Source organism: Citrobacter amalonaticus, from assembly GCF_018323885.1.
Lineage (GTDB): Bacteria > Pseudomonadota > Gammaproteobacteria > Enterobacterales > Enterobacteriaceae > Citrobacter_A > Citrobacter_A amalonaticus.
Genome location: NZ_AP024585.1, coordinates 2,113,599 through 2,131,690 on the forward strand (window position 1 = coordinate 2,113,599; position 18,092 = coordinate 2,131,690).

Below are 18,092 nucleotides of genomic sequence, written 5' to 3' on the forward strand. Positions count from 1 at the left end.
ACTCTCCGGCATTTGTGCCCATCCGTCGTTTCAGCCGTAGCGGAAATCCACGCCAAACGTGCCTGCGGGGTACTCCCATTTTTCGAGGATCGTCTCACCACACAGCACCCGGCAGGTTCCGCACTCCAGACAGCCCGCGGAATCAAAGTGAATCGTACCTGCCTCATCCTGCTTATAGAGTCCGGCAGGGCAGGCATTCAGCAATTTTTGAAACTCTTTGCTGTCCGGGTTCGCCGCCAGAATGATGTGCGGATGGCCCTCATCAACATGGAATTTATTGACGCCCAGTTTGACGTCGACGTTAACGCGATTTTCCTGGCTCATAGCGCCGTGACTCCCTTAATGCCATCTTTGAGCAGATTCATCAGCCCGATCTGTTTTGCATGTGACAGGATCATTTTGCGCATCGGCTGATTCGGGCTGCCATCAATGGTGAATATGTCATTCATGATGTCCGCCACCATTCGCGGGTACTGGGTGAACAGGCGCGGATTCTCCATCAGCGCCGGGATCTTACGGAAATGCTGCATATCACGCATAACGCACCCTTTCTCCAGCTCGTGTTTGTATTGCGCAAGCGTGCGGGCAGAGAAGTCCTTGCGCTCTTTGGCCCCAACCGCGGCGTGTGCCGCCGCTTCGGCAGAGGCGATGGCTAAATCCATTCCGCGTACCGTAAAACCGAGGTTCAGACAAAAGCCCGCAGCGTCACCGACAATCATCACACCGTCGCCTACCAGCTCCGGCACCATCGCCAGTCCGCCTTCTGGCACCATATGTGCCGAGTACTCCAGCAATTTGCCGCCCTGAATCAACGGACGAACGGCAGGGTGCTGTTTAAAATCTTCCAGCATCTGCGGTACGCTTTTCTGCGCATGGGCCATGTCGCCCAGCCCGCATACCAGACCGAGGGAAATGGAGTCACGATTGGTATAGAGGAACCCGCCGCCCATCAGGCCGTTTGACGGTGATCCTGCGAATAACCACGCCGCGCCTTCATTTCCGGACAGATTAAAACGGTCGTTGATTTGCTCCGGGGAGAGGCCAATCAACTCTTTCACACCGACAGCGTAATGGTGCGCCGATGAGGCAGGTACCATGCCCAGCGAACGGCCCAACATTGAATTGACGCCATCAGCGAGGATCACCACGTTGGCTTCGAGAATATCGTCGCCAGCCTGTACGCCTGTGACCTGGTTGCCTTCACGAATCAGCGCATCCACGCGCACGCCAGGGATAAATTGTGCGCCAGCCGCTTCGGCTTGCTCCATCAGCCACGGGTCGAGACGGTTGCGCAACACGCTGTACGATGCCTGAGTCGGTACATCCGGCTGTTCGCGATGGTAATCCAGCGTGATCGCGCTTTCTTCCGTCATAAACGAGATTTTCTCGCGGGTGACTTTGCGTTCAACGGGCGCCTTCTCGCCAAATCCGGGCATAATCCGCTCAATCACATGGGCGTAGAGACGCCCCCCGGTCATATTTTTACTGCCCGCGCTGTTACCGCGCTCGATGACCAGAACATCGAGTCCGGCTTTTGCCATGATGTACGCCGCCACCGTGCCCGCTACGCCAGCACCGACGACGATGGCATCAAATTTTTCATCCGACATGCTTAAAGCTCCCTTCCCGCCGTTTGCACAGCGGGAGATGTGGGTCAAGGTGAGAATTAGCGCAATTGCGCGATCAGGGCAGGGACCACTTTGTAGATGTCGCCCACCAGTCCGTAATCGGCATAGTTAAAGATTGGCGCGTTTTTATCTTTGTTCACGGCGACAATCACTTTCGCGCCATTGCCGCCCACCATATGCTGGATCTGTCCGGAAATACCCAGCGTCAGATACAGTTCGGACTTCAGCAGTACGCCGGAAACGCCGATGTAACGCTCGCGCTCCATCCAGTTTTCCCCTTCGGCGATAGGGCGTGAACAGCCCACTTCCGCGCCGAGTACGGTGGCCAGTTCGCGCACCATGTTCAGGTCGTCTTGTGCCGCCAGGCCGCGACCGACGCCTACCACGCGTTTTGCTTTGCTTAAATCAACGCTGCTGAGCGATTTGGCGCGACGTTCCTGACACAAGATCTCCTGGCGCGGGGCCACCCACTCGGCGGTAACCACCGGGCAGTCATGCGTGGGATCCGCCTCAATCGGCTCCAGTACACCAGGGGCGAGAGTGATAATGGCCAGCGGGCTGTTCAGTTTTTCTTTGCCAAACGCCAGGCCGCCATACATACGATGCTCGGCAAACAGCGCGTTCTCTTCAACGCTCACTGCCGTTGCATCGTTAACCATGGCCGCATCCAGCTGAATACTCAGACGCGCGCCCAGCGCTTTGCCGCGCTTGGTTGCTGCCATCAGCAGCAGACCGTCGCCTTTTTCCCGGATTTGCGCGGCCAGCGTTTCGGCGTAATTTTCGATTCGCTGTAGGTCGGAGGGTTTATCCAGTACGATGATGCCGTCAGCACCGAGCGGCTTAACCTGCGCCGCCTGCTCAGAACCCTGAACAATGGCATAGACCTGTTGACCCCACTGACGTGCGCCAGCCATCAGCTCTGCGTAGCGTTCAACGTTATCGCTAAATACCCAGACGTGGGTTAATTGACTCATGATTGTGTTCTCCGTTGGGCTCAGTTCAGGGCTTTTTTCAGGTGTTCAGCCAGTTCGGCGATGGCTTCCGGCGAATCGTTATCCAGAATGATGTGCTTACGCGCCGTTTGTGGTGGTACAGTAATGGCAACCAGTTCTGCTCGCAGCTCGCCCTGACTCCAGCCGATGTCGCTTGCCTGCCATGTGTGTACGGGCTTTTTCCCGGCGCCAAGAATGGCTTTCATTGAGGGGATGCGTGGCACGTTAATATCCGATGTCACGCAGATAACGGCCGGAAGTGTTAGTTCTATCACCTCAACGTCCTCTTCCAGCGTACGTTCTACAAGCAGCTTATCGCCCTGACGCTGGAGGCTGCTGACGGCGTTAAGGGTTGGCAGTTGCAGGATCTCACCGACCAGTAGACCAACCTGTTGTGCATAAAGGTCGCCAGACCCTTCACCAAACAGGAGCAGATCGAATCCGATTTTTTCCACCGTGGCGGCAATGGCCTGCGCCGTGTCTTTTGGCAGCGCGTGTTCCAGCTGTGCATCCTGCATCAGATACAGTGCATGTGGCCCGCGGGAGAGCACATCCTTACGCACTTTAGAGTTTTGCAATAATAAGCCGCCCACCGTCAGTGCCGCGATCTCATCCTCTGCCTCGGTGGCCAACTGCGTTGCGGCCTCAATGGCGTTGAGATCGAACTGATTGATTTTGGCGTCCGCATTGTCAAAGCTCAGCGCTTGCTCGGGCGTAACAACAATGTCCTGTTCTTCAGGCACCAGCTTAAAGCAGGTTATTATTTTCATGGCATCTCCTGTGAGTCGCATACCGACAGTGACAATCAGGCCACCCCGGCGGAAAGTGAAAATTGACTGGAAATAGTGTGCGACAGACGGCGGCTTTTTATCGACGGAGCAATCTGTTTTCGTTACCAGGTATCTTGCAAAAAAAGTGGGATCGCTCGTACAAAAGAAATGAGTAGAAAATCATTTGAGAGAATTAAACGTATTATCTTGCAGGTGAGGGAAATAATCTTGTTTTGCCCTTACTAAATACAGTTGTATAACCGCCATACTCGCTTTATTTTATCCTCATTATATTGTTCAGGATGAATTTCTGCTTGTGGAGGTTGTCATGTATCAACGCTGCTTTGATAATGCCATGGAAAGCCTTTTTGACCAGGGCAAAACCCCGCGATTTTCCCGATTTGTCATTAGTGATGATCCCCGTTGGGAGTCCGGTCATCATGTTCATGACAATGAGACCGAGCTGATTTATGTCAAAAAAGGCATCGTCAGATTAACGATCGACTCTTCCCTTTATGTGGCTCACGAAGATGATATTGTCGTGGTGGAGCGGGGGCGGTTACACGCCGTGACATCGGATGTGAACGCGCCAGCCACCACCTATACCTGTGCGCTGTATGGCTTTCGCTTTCAGGGCTGGGAGGAAAACCAACTGCTACAATCGCATTCCTGTCCGGTGGTTGCCGTCGGCCAGGGAAAAGAAGTGATCAAAAGTATTTTTAATGAGCTCGGGGTGATGCTGCCGCAAAGTAAAAATGGCCTGACGTCGTCCGTCTGCGATGCTTTTGCCTATGCGTTGACGGTGCTCTTCTTTGAGAACTTTAAAAATGCATATCGTTCGGAACAAGGACATATTAAAAAAGATGTTCTGATTAAAGATATTCTGGTCTATCTCAATAATAATTATCGGGAGAAAATTACGCTTGAGCAGTTATCAAAAAAATTTCGTGCCAGCGTCAGCTATATTTGTCACGAATTCACCCGCGAGTACCATATTTCACCGATTAATTATGTGATTCAGCGGCGGATGACCGAAGCGAAATTTGCCTTAACCAATACTGATTATTCACAGGCCGAAATTTCCTGGCGCGTCGGGTATGAAAATGTCGACCACTTCGCGAAGCTTTTTTTGCGCCACGTCGGCTGTTCGCCAGGCGATTATCGTAAACAGTTTAAAAACAGCCTGACAGAGCAGGCCTGCCTGTTGTCCGACGTCTGAGTATATGTGTCATCATCGGTAAGCGTTTGAATGGCCGGATACGATGCAAGTACCGTATCCGGCCTGTCGCTTACTTGTTCTGATAATCCTTCAGGATCTGCCGACCTGCGACATAAATCATGATCTCATCCGTCCCGCCGCCAATCCGTTCACAACGGACATCGCGCCAGAATCGGGAGACACGCGCTTCGTCGGTATAACCCAGCCCGCCCATAATCTGAATTGCATCGTCAATCACTTCCATCGCGGTGCGGGCACAATACAGTTTCGCCAGCGCGGCGCTGGTACGCAGTGACTGCTCCTGATCGGCCTGCCATGCCACCTTCAGCACCATATTGCGCATGTTGTCGACTTTGATTGCCATCAGCGCCAGCTTTTCCTGGATCATCTGGTTGTGTCCAATCGGTTTGCCAAACGCAATGCGCTGGTTGGCATAACGTGCGGCATCCTCAAAGGCGCATTCGGCGAAGCCGGTACTGCGCGCAGCGTTGATCAGACGTTCCATCTCAAAGTTATACATCACGTTGAGAAAGCCCATGCCTTCTTCGCCCACCATGTCGCTTTCATCCACCTCAACGTTGTCGAGATAGACTTCGCAAGTGCTGAGCATATGCCAGCCGATTTTGTGCAGCGGATTGATTTTGATCCCAGGCTTGTTGGACTCCACCCACCAGAGGGTAAAGGCTTTCTTCGGATCTTTTGGCTCGGGATCGCGCGCCAGCACCAGCATGTATGGGTACTCTTTGGCGCCGGTAATAAACGTTTTCTGGCCGTTCAGGTACACCTTGCCGTCTTTGCGCGTGTAGCTGGTGGTGGCGCTGTTGTTGTCAGAACCCGCACCTGGCTCGGTTAACGCCAGGGCATAGGCCGGATCGCCGGTCTCCAGCGTGCTTTCCGCCGTTTTCCGCAGTTGTTCTGGCGAGCCGAAACGGCGCATGCTGTGAATACACTGCCCGTTGGTGATCAGAAAGGCCGGGGCGCCGCATTTTGACACTTCCATCAGGGCCAGCATTTGGGTGACATAGTCTGCCGGAATACCGCCGAACTCTTCCGGTACGCCCAGCATGGAAATCCCGTTATCCGCCAGCGCACGCATAAACTCTCTGGGGTAGGTCGCCGTCTGGTCGCAGGTGCGGAAATACTCTTCCGGAAAATTGCTGGTGATCAGTTCCCGGATACTGGCAAGCAGCAGCTCTTGCTCTTCGGTTAAAGAAAAGTCCATCATCATACTCCTTTTAATTCGCCGCTTCCGGCAGTTCAAAACCCATGGTGGCGTCGATAAATAATCTTTCATCCATCAGTTTCAGGTCTGGTGAAATAACCGGTGCGAAATCCATTTTCGCCAGAATATCGCGCTCCAGATCCACTCCAGGGGCAATTTCAATAAGATGCAGACCGTCCTCTTTTAGCGTAAATACCGCGCGTTCGGTGATGTAGCGCACGTCCAGACCGCGCTCGAGGGCGATTTTTCCGCTAAAGGTGATTTCCGGCAGTTCGCTGATGAATTTATTCACCCGGCCTTCCTGGACGATGGTTAATTTACCGTCGGCCACTTCTGTTTTCAGACTGCCAGCGGTTAGCGTGCCGCAGAAAACAATTTTCTTTGAGGTCGCGCTGATATCGATAAAGCCGCCAGTTCCCATGATTTTGCCGTTAAATTTGTGCACCCCGACGTTGCCGTGGCGGTCAACTTCCGCAAAGCTCAGATAGCAGACGTCCAGCCCACCGCCATGGTAGAAGTCAAACTGTGAAGTCATATCAAGAATGGCGCGAGTGTTGACGTTTGCGCCAAAAGCGACACCCTGGGAGGTGATCCCACCCACGGGGCCGGTTTCAACGGTCAGTACAAAGTCATCTGCACAGCCTTCCTCACGGGCCACCAGTCCAATGCCATCCGCGATGCCGACGCCAACGTTACCGACCGCACCTTTACGCATTTCAAACAAGGCGCGACGGGCAACCAGTTTGCGTTGGTTGAGGGGCAGGGAGAGCTGGGTGCTGTCGTCGAGGGTGAAATCGCCCGAGATAAACCGGTTCACCGGCGCGCCGCCGTACAGTTGCGTCTGGTCTGGGTCGACCACCACGATATCCACCAGATAGCCGGGGATACGTACGGATTTAGGATGCAGCGTGGCTTTCTTGACCATTTTCTGCACCTGCATCATCACGATGCCACCGTGGTTGTGCACCGCCTGAGCCAGCACCAGCGCGTCGAGGTACATCACCTCATCTTCAAACGAGGCATAGCCTTCGCTGTCGCAGGTGGTGGCGCGGATAAACGCGACGGTAGGCGCAATCGCTTTGTAGTAGAGATATTCTTTGTTATCAATCTCCACCAGCTTGATAAGGTCTTCTTTGGTGACCTCATTGAGCTTGCCCCCCTGTTGGCGCGGGTCGACGAAGGTGCCAATCCCGATATCGCTGAGGATCCCCGGCTGGTGGGCGGCAGACGCACGCAGAGCCTGAGTCAGCACCCCTTGTGGATAGTTATAGGCGACAATCTTATTTTGTTCCGCTAAATCCGAAATACGCGGCGACTGCCCCCAGTGCCCACACAGAGCCCATTTCACCAGGCCTTCCTGAGCCAGCGGGCTGATTCCGCGATCGGCGCGATCGCCCAGACCCGTCGGACTGATAATCGATAAATTCCGTGGCGTTTGCGTTTGCTTATATTTATCGGCTAAAGCGGTAATTAAGGTGGTGGCTTCCAGAATACCGCCGCCTGCGCCTAATATACACAGTACATCTTCATCTTTAATATAATTTACCGCGTCCTGGGCCGAGAGCACAGGCACGCGACCATTAACGCGTGGTGGTCTTTCAGGTTTCATATAAACTCCTGGATACCCGGCAGAAGCCCTACGCCGCTGTGTTCAGGCGCAGGCCTCCGCTGAATATTCATGTGGAATATTCACTGTGGAATAAAATATATATTTAATGGCGGGAGAGAATCTGTCCCGCCTTTATTTCGTTAATTACGCCTGATGTAATATCGTTAATACCGTACGCAGATCGCTAACGGATATTTGTCCCGGTGCCGAAGCCTTTTTAACCGCGCCAAAGGTCGCCGCGGAGCCGAAGACTTCACCGGCCAGGCGCGAAATCACACCGGTTTTCGACATCGACATGGTGATCACCGGACGGTCAGCGTACTGTTCCTGCATTTTCAGCGTAGCGGAAAGCAGCGTCAGAACATCTCTGTGGTTCTGCGGCATCAGGGCGATCTTCGGAATATCGGCACCCAGTTCCTGCATTTTGCGCAGCCGTGCAACGATCTCTTCTTCTGCTGGCGTCTTGTGGAAATCATGGTTGGACATGATCACGCTGACGTTTTTGCTGTGCGCGTAGTCTACCGTCGCCTTGACCAGCTCATCACCGGTAAACAGTTCGAGATCGATCATATCCACCAGGCCGCTATCGACCGCCGCGCGATTCAGCGCGAGATAGGCGTCGGTTGAAATGGCCTGTTCACCCCCTTCCTTCGCACTACGGAACGTAAACAGCAGGGGAGTCTGGGGCAGTTCAGTGCGGATTGCGCGGACAGCCTCCAGGACGGCATCGGCAGAGGCGACATCGGCGAAATGGTCAACGCGCCATTCCAGAATGTCGAAATCCGCGTCGCGATAGGCCTGCGCTTCTGCGCGGACGCTGGCGATATCTTTGCCCATCAGCGAGACGATTATTTTTGGAGCCCCTTCGCCAATCACGAGGTTTTTTACGGTTACGGTTTTCATTTAATACCTTTTATCAGTCTTAGTTCCTGGCCGTCAGGCCGCAAACCCCATCACCTGTTTTACGTATTCCAGCGGAAAATCTTTGCCGGTCCACAGTTTGAACTGTTCAGCGCCTTGCCACAACAACATGCCGTAACCATCGATTGTTTTGCAACCGGCCTGTTGCGCTTGTTGCAATAACTTCGTCATATGCGGGTTGTAAACGCATTCGGTAACCAGCAGTTCCGGACGTAGCAGGCTCACGTCACTGACAATCGATTCATTTTCCAGCGGCTTCATGCCGACTTTAGTGCCATTGGTCAGGATATCCGCTGTCGCCAGCGCGTCAGCGAAGGCCTGCTGGTCAGCAAGGTCTGTCACCGTCACCACGCAGTCGGTGTTTTCATTCACCCGCTTAGCGAAGTCCAGCGCTTTCTGGAAAAATTCATCATTGCGGTTAAAGAGTTTAATCGCTTTGATCCCCTCAATGGCTGCCTGCGCACCAATGGCCGTGGAGGCGCCACCCGCACCCAGTAATACCATGGTTTTACCCTTGATATCGAAACCACTCTCTTTGATTGCGCGAATGTGACCGGTGCCGTCGGTATTGTAACCACGCAGGTAGCCGTCATCATTGACGATGGTATTAATCGCGCCAACCAGTTTCGCCGCCGGGGTCAGTTCATCAACAAATTCACAGGCCAGCTGTTTATTGGGCATCGATACGCCGGTCCCACGCATTTTTAACGCTTTCAGCCCCTCGATAGCGCCAGCGAAGGTGCTGTTGTCGACCTCAAAGGCCATATAGGTAAACGGCAATCCGGCTTTCTCCAGCGCCTTATTTTGCATTTCAGGCGACAAACTGTGTCTGATGGGATAAGCCATTAAGCCGATCAGTTCATATTTCGCGGTTACATCCATAACATGACTCCTTAAATTGTCGCTTAACTTTTTGTTGAGAAATAACGTTCGCCCAGACGGATATCGTTTTGTGGAATATTAAAGACCCGGTAATAGCGAACAAAAACGATAATGCCGGTGATAAAGGCCAGCAGGGCAAAAGCGAAATCCAGTAAAATGATGTATTGCAGGCCGATGGTGGAGAGGTAACCGGTAATCAGCGGAATAACAAAATTCGCGAGGCCGCCCATCATCATATAAACGCTGGTGACTTTGGCTTTGCTCTTCGGAAAGAATTCCGACATCACCGACACGCCCAGTTGTAAAATCCCGCCCGCGGCAGAGAAGCCAATCACAAACGCGCCCGCGTTACACACCAGCGGTGACGGCCAGAGATAAATGACGGCCGCGGTAACGGTGGCCAGTCCGGCATTAAAGACGTTAGCCCAGATGGGGCGAACCATTTTTTTCAGCAGTGCGGCAAAGATAAAGACGCAGACCAGCGAACCCAGGCTGTAATACGTGATGGTTTTCAGCGCATCCGCTTCTTCCATTCCGGCGAAGGCCATGGCGTATTTCGGCATCCAGACCACGATAACGTAAAAGGTGGAAAACGCCGCCACGCCAAACATGACGGAAGCCACTCCTTCCAGCCAGACCAGCGGTTTGCTGTTCATCTGCGGTAACTCTTTAGCGACGCTGGCATCCACCAACTGGCCGGGGAACTGACTGCACAGTAACATCAGGGTGATCAGTACAAACAGAATGCCAGGAATGATCACGCCATAGCCGTACCAGATGTTGTTGAGCAGCATATAGCCGACCAGCATCGGATAGAGCATCTGTCCGAAGGAGACCATTGCTTTGACGAGGATCACCGCGGAACCTGACGCTTTCGGAAAACATTCCATCAGCGCCGGGTAGCCTCCGGTATCAAGCGCTGAGTTGGCCACGCCAACGCAGACGGCGAGGACAAAGGCCACCATCAGGTTAGGACTGGCAGGGATGCCGAAGAAAAAGAGAATATATAACGCGGCACCCAACAAAATGATCGCCCGACGACCGAATTTATCCGACAGGACGCCAAAAAACAGAATACTCACCAGTCGACCAAGTCCGATGCCGGAAATTAAATAGGCGATCCCTGCGCTGTCGGTAGAAAACTTCGCGGCGAGTGAGGTCATATTTTGCGCCAGCGTAATGACGCTAATACCGTGGAGAAAATAGCTAAGATAAATACAGATGACCGCCAGGAAAAATGGCGTGCTGAAAGCCTTATTCTGTGACATTTTTTCAAAGCTCCTTGCCGGTTAATTTAATTCTGCTTTCGCCAGCGTTTTTATATCCGGCGATTTTTTATTAATATACGATGGTGAAACGACATGAACTACATAACATGACGTTTTCGTTACCAGGTATATTGCAGACGAAAGTGTGAAAACCCACGTATCCTGCGACGTTTAATTGTTAATAACGGCGTTAAACAAACTATATTGCAGTCAGTGATAAGAATATTGCATTCGGCGGATTCAGCCTTATTCCGCCACCGGTGACATCATCAATTGACGTTTCGTTTCGAGACGACTGCGGTAGCCAATAAATAGCGCCAACAAGAACCCCACGGCGGCAATACCGGTATCGAACCACATAATATCGGCGATGCTCCTTTGTGAGAGATGGGCCGTGACCAGCGGGATCGTAAAGGTAGCAATGCTGCCCGCACTGTAATAAATGCCGGTGGCTTTCCCTTTGGCATGCGGAAAGCGGGCGGCCATCAGGGTCAGACCGATTTGCACTACGCCCCCGGCTGATGAAAAGCCGATCACAAAGGCAAAGACGATCACGACATACATCGTGGGATGCAGGCACACCGTCAATAGCGCGACAAACGAAACAAAAGTGTACAGCATCAGCAAGGTGGTTGAACGCACCGTTTTGCGCACCAGCGGGGCGGTAATCAAAACGCAAAGCAGCGAACCGCAGGTGTAGATACTCAGCAGTTTGATCGACAGGGTATACGACATCCCGGCGACAAACTGACCATACTGCGCCAGCCACTGGCTGATGAGATAAAACGTCGCCATCGAGATGTAGCCGTACAGCGTATAGCTGGCAAGGTCGATAAATGCGCAGCGATGTCTTTCAGCCGGGCGCTGGTGCGGTTCGTGTGTCGGTGTGACCGGCGCGAGGCGGCGTCCAGGATGCGGTGGAAAGGCGCAGCGCAGTAAAAACAGACCGTTAACCAGCATGATGGCGGCGGCAACGATAAATGACCAGCCAAACCACAGTTCTGCCCAGACGAGCAGACTGATGATGATGGGCAGTAAAAACTGTCCGCCGGAGACAAACGCCTTAATCAGAATGTTGGCGGTGCTCGGCGAAGAGGGAAAGGCCTCCATCAGGCTGGGATAGGTCCCGGCGTCCAGGAAACTGTTCGCCATGCCCGCGAGGACGCCGAACACATAAGCGATGATGATATTATGGGTCGTCAGAATACCGAAAAAGAACGTCACATAACAAAGCATCCCCAGAATGATGAAGGGGCGGCGGCCAAACCGATCGGATAATAATCCGGCGCAAAACAGCACGCTTAAGCGCCCGATGCCTAATGAGGAGATCACGACTGACACCCCAGCGGCATTGGTCTGCCACTGTTGTTCGAGCGATGCCATGTTGAGACTCATCAGGATGACTCCCATACCGTGCACCAGGTAATTGAGATACAGCCCCATCGCAGTGGGGAAATAGTGATTTTTCATGATGCCTGCTCAGCGAAATGGCTAATGATTTTCCCTGGTACGGGGTAAATACCCCTGCATTAAAAGTACAATGGGTCTCTATATTTGAAGTTTCTTAGTATGAATCGCCAGTGGCAGGAAATATGTGGTCTAACACAATCGTTCCAGGTCGTGGGCATAGAGTTCGGCAGCAACGGATTGATAAATCTTCCAGTCAAGAAAACTGCCATCACGATAGACCGACTGAAAATCGGTTAAATCAGAAAAGAAACGCATGGTATTATTACCAATGCGATTGTTTATCTTCTCTATAATAGCATTAATACGTAATTTTCTTTTTCTACACATTTCCAGCAGCGTTTCAACAATGGCGGGAGGGAGTTCACATTCGCCATTTTCCCACCGCTGCCAGTCGGCGGCATTATAATCTGGCGCAATCCACGATACGCACTCTTCAATGGTCATTGCAAAAACATGACGTAATGCCTGTAGCTCATAAGCGTTCATCATTGAATGACCTCATATTAAAAAACAGTAAAGCATAAATAACATTATCAGGCTGATTTCGGCGTGAAGAGAGTCGCAGTATCTTGTGCAATATTATTTGTTATCGGCATGTGAAAAGGGGAATTCCCATGAAAAAAAGAGGGATAAAGGCAGAGGGAAGGATTATTTTGCGGTGAGACAGCCGCCATGTCAGGATAAAAAAAAGCCCATCGTGGGAGATGGGCAAAGACTACACACAGCAATTCGTTGTTTCACTCAGGGGATTTCCATACTTATAAATCAATGTCTTGATCTATAACCGTGAGCTAATAATAGGGTATGGGGTGTTTTAGCGTCGATCAGATTCGTCTCAATAGTTTAAAGACTGTAAAGAATTTGCGATACAAATCAGGGACAACGAAGCGGGAACAGGAAAGACAGAGGCATCGCGCTACACTATTGATTAGCTGTGCTAAACATTCAGGCGACCGCAGTCGCCTGCTATCGTGCTATTTTTTAAGGTTTTCGATTTCACCCAGTTCTTCGAGGATCTCTTCAGGTTCGCTGGTCGGCACAGGCGCTTCGTTAACCCAGGCCGAGAACAGTCGCCATGAAACGGCCAGCAGTACCGGACCGATAAACAGCCCAATCATGCCAAACGCAATCAGGCCGCCAATGACGCCGGAGAGGATCAGGATCAGCGGCAAGTCCGCGCCCATACGAATCAGCATCGGGCGAATGACGTTATCCAGTGTGCCCACCACGCAACTCCAGGCCAGCAGCACGCTGCCCCAGGTCGTATCGCCACTCCAGTAAAGCCAGATAATGGCCGGAATCAATACCGGTAACGGCCCCAGTTGAACCAGACAGGAGAGGATCATCACCACGGAGAGCAGTGTGGCATAGGGTACGCCGGACACGGCCAGACCGATGCCGCCCAGCACCGCCTGCACCAGGGCAGTGACAACCACGCCCAGCGCCACCGCGCGGATCGCCTGGGCGGCCAGCAGCATCGCTGCGTCTCCGCGTTTTGCCGCCAGACGGTAGGCAAAATGACGAATACCCAACGCCACCGTCTCTCCACGCCAGTACAGCAGGGCGCTGAATAACAGCATCAGGCTGCAGTGCATCATAAAACGACCGATGTGAGCGGCCTGACCGACAAACCAGGTTGTTGTGGTACCGATGTACGGGCGAACCTTCGCCATAATCGCCGTACCGCCCATATCCAGCAGGTTATGCCAGCCGGCATACAGTTTGGCGCCAACCAGCGGAATGCTGTTCAACCAGGCCAGGTCCGGCAACGTCATATCCCCGCTCGTGACGGCGTGGATCAGCGGTCCGCTGCCGTCAACGATACTGTTGACCAGCAGGGCAATCGGGATCACAAACAGCAGTACTAATAAAAGTGTCATCACCAGAACCGCCAGCGAACGGCGGCCCCAGAGTAATTTTTGCAGGCGCAGTAGAACGGGCCAGGTCGCAATGACGATCGTCCCGGCCCAGGCAAAGCCCAGAATAAAAGGTTGAACAATCCAGAGACACGCCACAATCATGATGGCTAAAAACAGCACCGACAGCAGCACTTGTGCGATATCCCTGGGCTGACGAATATTGACCATAAACTCTTTTCACCTATGTAGTGCGTCAGATCGTTGACGCGACGCGACCGCTCGAAACACGTCTCATAATGATGAGCAATTTCAGCGGTTTTTGACAGGCGGATTCTGCCAGTATTTCTGTTGGGTGTATTAGAAAAAAATGTGATACAACAATAAGCAAACGATTAACTCCCACAACACACAGACCGCAGGAAAGGGTCACGATAATGATTCCACAAATTTCTCAGGCACCCGGCGTCGTTCAGCTGGTGCTCAATTTTTTGCAAGAGCTGGAGCAACAAGGATTTACCGGCGATACGGCAACCAGTTATGCCGATCGTCTGACAATGTCGACAGATAATAGTATCTATCAACTTCTCCCCGATGCCGTGGTTTTCCCTCGTTCAACGGCTGATGTGGCGCTCATTGCCCGCCTGGCTGCGCTGCCACGCTTTGCCTCGCTGATTTTCACACCGCGCGGCGGCGGTACCGGCACGAACGGACAGGCGCTCAATCAGGGCATCATTGTCGATATGTCCCGCTATATGAGCCGCATCATCGAAATCAACCCGGAAGAGGGCTGGGTGCGGGTGGAAGCGGGGGTGATCAAGGATCAACTGAACCAGTTTCTGAAGCCATACGGCTATTTTTTCGCCCCGGAATTGTCCACCAGTAACCGGGCAACGCTGGGCGGGATGATTAATACCGACGCCTCCGGACAGGGTTCTCTGGTCTATGGGAAAACATCCGATCACGTGCTGGGGGTGCGGGCCGTGCTGCTGGGCGGCGATATTCTCGACACGCAGCCGCTGCCGATCGCACTGGCGGAAACGCTCGGTCAGAGCAACACCACGATTGGCCGTATCTATCGCACTGTGTTTGAACGCTGCCGCGATAACCGTCAGTTAATTATTGATAAATTTCCCAAACTGAACCGCTTCCTGACGGGCTACGATTTGCGTCACGTGTTTAACGATGACATGAGCGAATTCGATCTGACCCGAATTCTCACCGGCTCGGAAGGGACGCTGGCGTTCATTACGGAAGCGCGACTGGACATTACGCCGCTGCCGAAAGTGCGTCGACTGGTGAACGTGAAATACGACTCTTTTGACTCCGCGCTGCGCAATGCGCCGTTTATGGTGGACGCGCGCGCGCTGTCGGTGGAGACGGTTGATTCAAAAGTGCTGAACCTGGCGCGTGAAGACATCGTCTGGCATTCAGTGAGCGAATTGATTACCGATGTCCCGGACAAAGAAATGCTCGGCCTGAACATTGTCGAATTCGCCGGGGATGATGAAACGGTTATCGACGCGCAGGTGGCTTCCCTGTGCGAGCGGCTTGACGAACTGATTGCCCGCGAAGAGGCGGGCGTGATTGGCTGGCAGCTATGCACTGAACTGGCGGGCGTTGAGCGTATCTATGCCATGCGTAAAAAAGCGGTAGGCCTGCTGGGTAATGCGAAAGGGGCGGCAAAACCGATTCCCTTTGCCGAGGACACCTGTGTGCCGCCGGAACATCTTGCTGATTACATCGCGGAGTTCCGCGCGTTGCTTGATGGTCACGGTCTGAGCTACGGCATGTTCGGTCACGTTGACGCCGGGGTGCTGCATGTGCGTCCTGCGCTGGATATGTGCGATCCACAGCAGGAGGTGCTGATGAAGCAAATCTCCGATGAAGTGGTGGCGCTGACGGCAAAATATGGCGGTCTGCTGTGGGGGGAACACGGCAAAGGTTTCCGCGCTGAGTACAGCCCGGCGTTTTTCGGTGATGAACTTTTCGCGGAATTGCGGAAGATTAAAGCGGCGTTCGATCCGCAAAACCGGCTGAATCCGGGGAAAATATGTCCGCCTGAAGGCATTGACGCACCCATGATGAAAGTCGACGCGGTCAAACGCGGCACCTGGGACCGGCAAATTCCGCTGGCCGTGCGCCAGACCTGGCGCGGCGCGCTGGAATGTAACGGCAACGGTTTGTGCTTTAATTTCGATGCGAAGAGCCCGATGTGCCCATCGATGAAAATCAGCCTCAATCGTATCCACTCACCCAAAGGGCGTGCGACGCTGGTGCGCGAATGGTTACGTTTGTTGGCGGATCGCGGTGTCGATCCGGTGCGACTGGAAAATGCGCTGGCAAGTAAACGACCCAGCCTGCGTTCTCTGATCGCGCGTACTCGTAACACCTGGCACGCCAACAAGGGCGAGTATGATTTCTCGCATGAAGTAAAAGAGGCGATGTCCGGCTGTCTGGCCTGTAAGGCGTGCTCGACGCAGTGTCCGATCAAAATCGATGTGCCGGAATTCCGTTCGCGTTTCCTGCAACTTTACCATACCCGCTACCTGCGTCCGCTGCGTGACCATCTGGTGGCGACGGTTGAAACCTATGCGCCGTTGATGGCCCGGGCGCCGAAAACCTTTAACTTCTTTATTAATCAGCCGCTGGTGCGCAAGCTGTCCGCAAAGCATATCGGCATGGTCGATCTGCCATTGCTCTCGACGCCGTCGCTGCAACAACAGATGGTCGGGCATCGATCGGCGAACATGACGCTGGAACAGCTTGAAGCGCTGTCGGCTGCGCAGAAAGCCAATACGGTGCTGGTGGTGCAGGACCCGTTCACCAGCTATTACGATGCGCAGGTGGTGGCTGATTTCGTCCGTTTGATTGAGAAGCTGGGGATGCAGCCGGTTCTGTTGCCGTTCTCGCCAAACGGTAAAGCGCAGCACATTAAAGGATTCCTGACCCGCTTTGCGAAGACCGCCAAAAAGACCTCTGAGTTTTTGAACCGCGTGGCAAAACTGGGGATGCCGATGGTCGGCGTTGATCCGGCGCTGGTGCTCTGTTATCGCGATGAGTACAAGCTGGCGTTAGGCGACGCGCGCGGCGATTTCCACGTCCAGCTCGCCAATGAGTGGCTGGCAACCGCGCTGGCTTCGCAGGAACCGCGCGAGGTTAGCGGCGAATCCTGGTATTTCTTTGGCCATTGTACCGAAGTGACCGCGCTGCCCGGCGCGCCCGCGCAATGGGCGTCGATCTTTGCCCGCGTTGGCGCGAAGCTGGAAAACGTGAGCGTGGGCTGTTGCGGCATGGCCGGTACTTACGGTCATGAGGCGAAGAACCATGCGAGTTCGCTGGGCATTTATGAACTGTCATGGCATCAGGCGATGGAACGGCTACCGCGTAGCCGTTGCCTTGCAACGGGATATTCCTGTCGCAGCCAGGTGAAACGGGTTGAAGGCACGGGCGTGCGTCATCCTGTACAGGCATTACTGGAGATTATTGGATGATCTGGAAACGTGAAGTGACCCTCGACGCCCTCAATGCGATGGGTGAAGGCAATATGGTCGGCCTGCTGGATATTCGCTTTGAGCATATCGGCGACGATACGCTTGAAGCGTCAATGCCCGTCGACGGACGCACGAAGCAGCCGTTCGGTCTGCTGCACGGCGGCGCTTCTGTCGTGCTGGCAGAAAGCATCGGCTCGGTTGCCGGTTATCTGTGCACCCAGGGCGAGCAGAAAGTGGTGGGGCTGGAAGTTAACGCTAACCATGTTCGCTCAGCGCGGGAAGGGCGAGTGAAGGGGATCTGTAAGGCGATTCATACCGGCGCCCGTCATCAGGTCTGGCAGATTGACATCTATGATGAGCAGCAGCGACTGTGCTGTACTTCGCGGCTGACCACGGCAGTTGTGTGACGTTGTCACCAAAAAAGTGTGATCAGTATTGCTTTTGGTCATAATCTGCACAGCGAAAGGTGATATACTGTGCAGGTTTTGACCATAAGCGAGGATGATATGACTAGCCAACTAGACCCGGCCCAACTGGCAATTGAGTTTTTACGTCGTGATAAAACAGAGCTTTCTCCAGCCCAGTATCTCAAAAGACTGAAACAACTTGAGCTGGAATTTGCCGATTTACTGACGCTCTCTTCCACTGAATTAAAAGAAGAGATCTACTTTGCCTGGCGCCTTGGCGTTCATTGATTCAGCGATCGTTAACGTAAAAAGAACCCGACATGCGCGTCGGGTTTTTTTGTTCCTCACTGGCGG

Annotated in this window: 16 protein-coding genes and 1 other RNA gene; 4 read left to right on the top strand and 13 right to left on the bottom strand. The window is 53.3% G+C overall.

Going from position 1 to position 18,092, the window contains the following annotated elements; genetic code table 11:
* Positions 1-30: 30 nt before the first annotated feature.
* Genes KI228_RS09920 through KI228_RS09935 form a run of 4 tightly spaced genes read right to left on the bottom strand, consistent with a single transcriptional unit; the run spans position 31 to position 3,390 of the window.
* On the bottom strand, positions 31-324 hold the full coding sequence (locus tag KI228_RS09920; RefSeq protein WP_043000861.1) for a ferredoxin family protein: 294 nt from the start codon (positions 322-324) through the stop codon (positions 31-33).
* Positions 321-1,610, bottom strand: coding sequence for an FAD-dependent oxidoreductase (locus tag KI228_RS09925; RefSeq protein WP_061070186.1), 1,290 nt, complete (start codon positions 1,608-1,610; stop codon positions 321-323). The genes KI228_RS09920 and KI228_RS09925 overlap by 4 nt, the downstream gene beginning before the upstream one ends.
* A 56-nt stretch (positions 1,611-1,666) precedes the next feature.
* Positions 1,667-2,602 (bottom strand): electron transfer flavoprotein subunit alpha, encoded by a 936-nt coding sequence (locus KI228_RS09930; protein WP_044265441.1) that lies wholly within the window; start codon positions 2,600-2,602, stop codon positions 1,667-1,669.
* A gap of 20 nt (positions 2,603-2,622) precedes the next feature.
* Complete coding sequence (locus KI228_RS09935; RefSeq protein ID WP_061070185.1) at positions 2,623-3,390, bottom strand: electron transfer flavoprotein; 768 nt, start codon at positions 3,388-3,390, stop codon at positions 2,623-2,625.
* 328 nt (positions 3,391-3,718) lie between these two features.
* Between KI228_RS09935 and KI228_RS09940 the strand changes: the two genes are divergently transcribed.
* Positions 3,719-4,609, top strand: coding sequence for an AraC family transcriptional regulator (locus KI228_RS09940; protein ID WP_044254771.1), 891 nt, complete (start codon positions 3,719-3,721; stop codon positions 4,607-4,609).
* A gap of 70 nt (positions 4,610-4,679) precedes the next feature.
* Here the strand turns inward: KI228_RS09940 and KI228_RS09945 are convergent, their stop codons facing one another.
* The 9 genes from KI228_RS09945 to ydiK all read right to left on the bottom strand — a co-directional run bounded on the left by KI228_RS09945 (position 4,680) and on the right by ydiK (position 14,068).
* Positions 4,680-5,831, bottom strand: a complete 1,152-nt coding sequence (locus KI228_RS09945) for an acyl-CoA dehydrogenase (RefSeq protein ID WP_042319326.1) — start codon at positions 5,829-5,831, stop codon at positions 4,680-4,682.
* 13 nt (positions 5,832-5,844) lie between these two features.
* Complete coding sequence (locus KI228_RS09950; RefSeq protein WP_044254768.1) at positions 5,845-7,440, bottom strand: acyl CoA:acetate/3-ketoacid CoA transferase; 1,596 nt, start codon at positions 7,438-7,440, stop codon at positions 5,845-5,847.
* Positions 7,441-7,584: 144 nt separating this feature from the next.
* Entirely contained in the window at positions 7,585-8,343 is a 759-nt protein-coding gene (aroD, locus tag KI228_RS09955) for a type I 3-dehydroquinate dehydratase (RefSeq protein WP_054176642.1), read from the bottom strand.
* Between the two features lie 33 nt (positions 8,344-8,376).
* The gene (ydiB, locus tag KI228_RS09960; RefSeq protein ID WP_044328161.1) at positions 8,377-9,243 is read right to left on the bottom strand and encodes a quinate/shikimate dehydrogenase; all 867 of its coding nucleotides are present in this window, start codon (positions 9,241-9,243) and stop codon (positions 8,377-8,379) included.
* Between the two features lie 23 nt (positions 9,244-9,266).
* Entirely contained in the window at positions 9,267-10,511 is a 1,245-nt protein-coding gene (locus KI228_RS09965) for an MFS transporter (RefSeq protein WP_141227510.1), read from the bottom strand.
* 246 nt (positions 10,512-10,757) lie between these two features.
* Positions 10,758-11,981 carry an MFS transporter gene (locus KI228_RS09970; RefSeq protein WP_044254757.1) on the bottom strand — a complete coding sequence of 408 codons (1,224 nt, stop codon included), beginning with the start codon at positions 11,979-11,981 and terminating at the stop codon, positions 10,758-10,760.
* Positions 11,982-12,110: 129 nt separating this feature from the next.
* On the bottom strand, positions 12,111-12,467 hold the full coding sequence (locus KI228_RS09975; protein WP_141227691.1) for a YdiL family protein: 357 nt from the start codon (positions 12,465-12,467) through the stop codon (positions 12,111-12,113).
* A gap of 194 nt (positions 12,468-12,661) precedes the next feature.
* An RNA gene (gene rprA / locus KI228_RS09980) (antisense sRNA RprA) lies at positions 12,662-12,769 on the bottom strand.
* Positions 12,770-12,955: 186 nt separating this feature from the next.
* On the bottom strand, positions 12,956-14,068 hold the full coding sequence (gene ydiK, locus KI228_RS09985; RefSeq protein WP_043000851.1) for an AI-2E family transporter YdiK: 1,113 nt from the start codon (positions 14,066-14,068) through the stop codon (positions 12,956-12,958).
* Between the two features lie 206 nt (positions 14,069-14,274).
* On the opposite strand from ydiK, the gene ydiJ reads away from it, so the two are divergent.
* The 3 genes from ydiJ to KI228_RS10000 all read left to right on the top strand — a co-directional run bounded on the left by ydiJ (position 14,275) and on the right by KI228_RS10000 (position 18,026).
* Complete coding sequence (gene ydiJ / locus KI228_RS09990) at positions 14,275-17,331, top strand: D-2-hydroxyglutarate dehydrogenase YdiJ (RefSeq protein WP_044265432.1); 3,057 nt, start codon at positions 14,275-14,277, stop codon at positions 17,329-17,331.
* A complete protein-coding gene (menI, locus tag KI228_RS09995) occupies positions 17,328-17,738 on the top strand; it encodes a 1,4-dihydroxy-2-naphthoyl-CoA hydrolase (protein ID WP_043000849.1) in 411 nt (136 codons plus the stop codon). The genes ydiJ and menI overlap by 4 nt, the downstream gene beginning before the upstream one ends.
* A 99-nt stretch (positions 17,739-17,837) precedes the next feature.
* Entirely contained in the window at positions 17,838-18,026 is a 189-nt protein-coding gene (locus tag KI228_RS10000) for a YdiH family protein (RefSeq protein WP_042282711.1), read from the top strand.
* Positions 18,027-18,092: the final 66 nt, after the last annotated feature.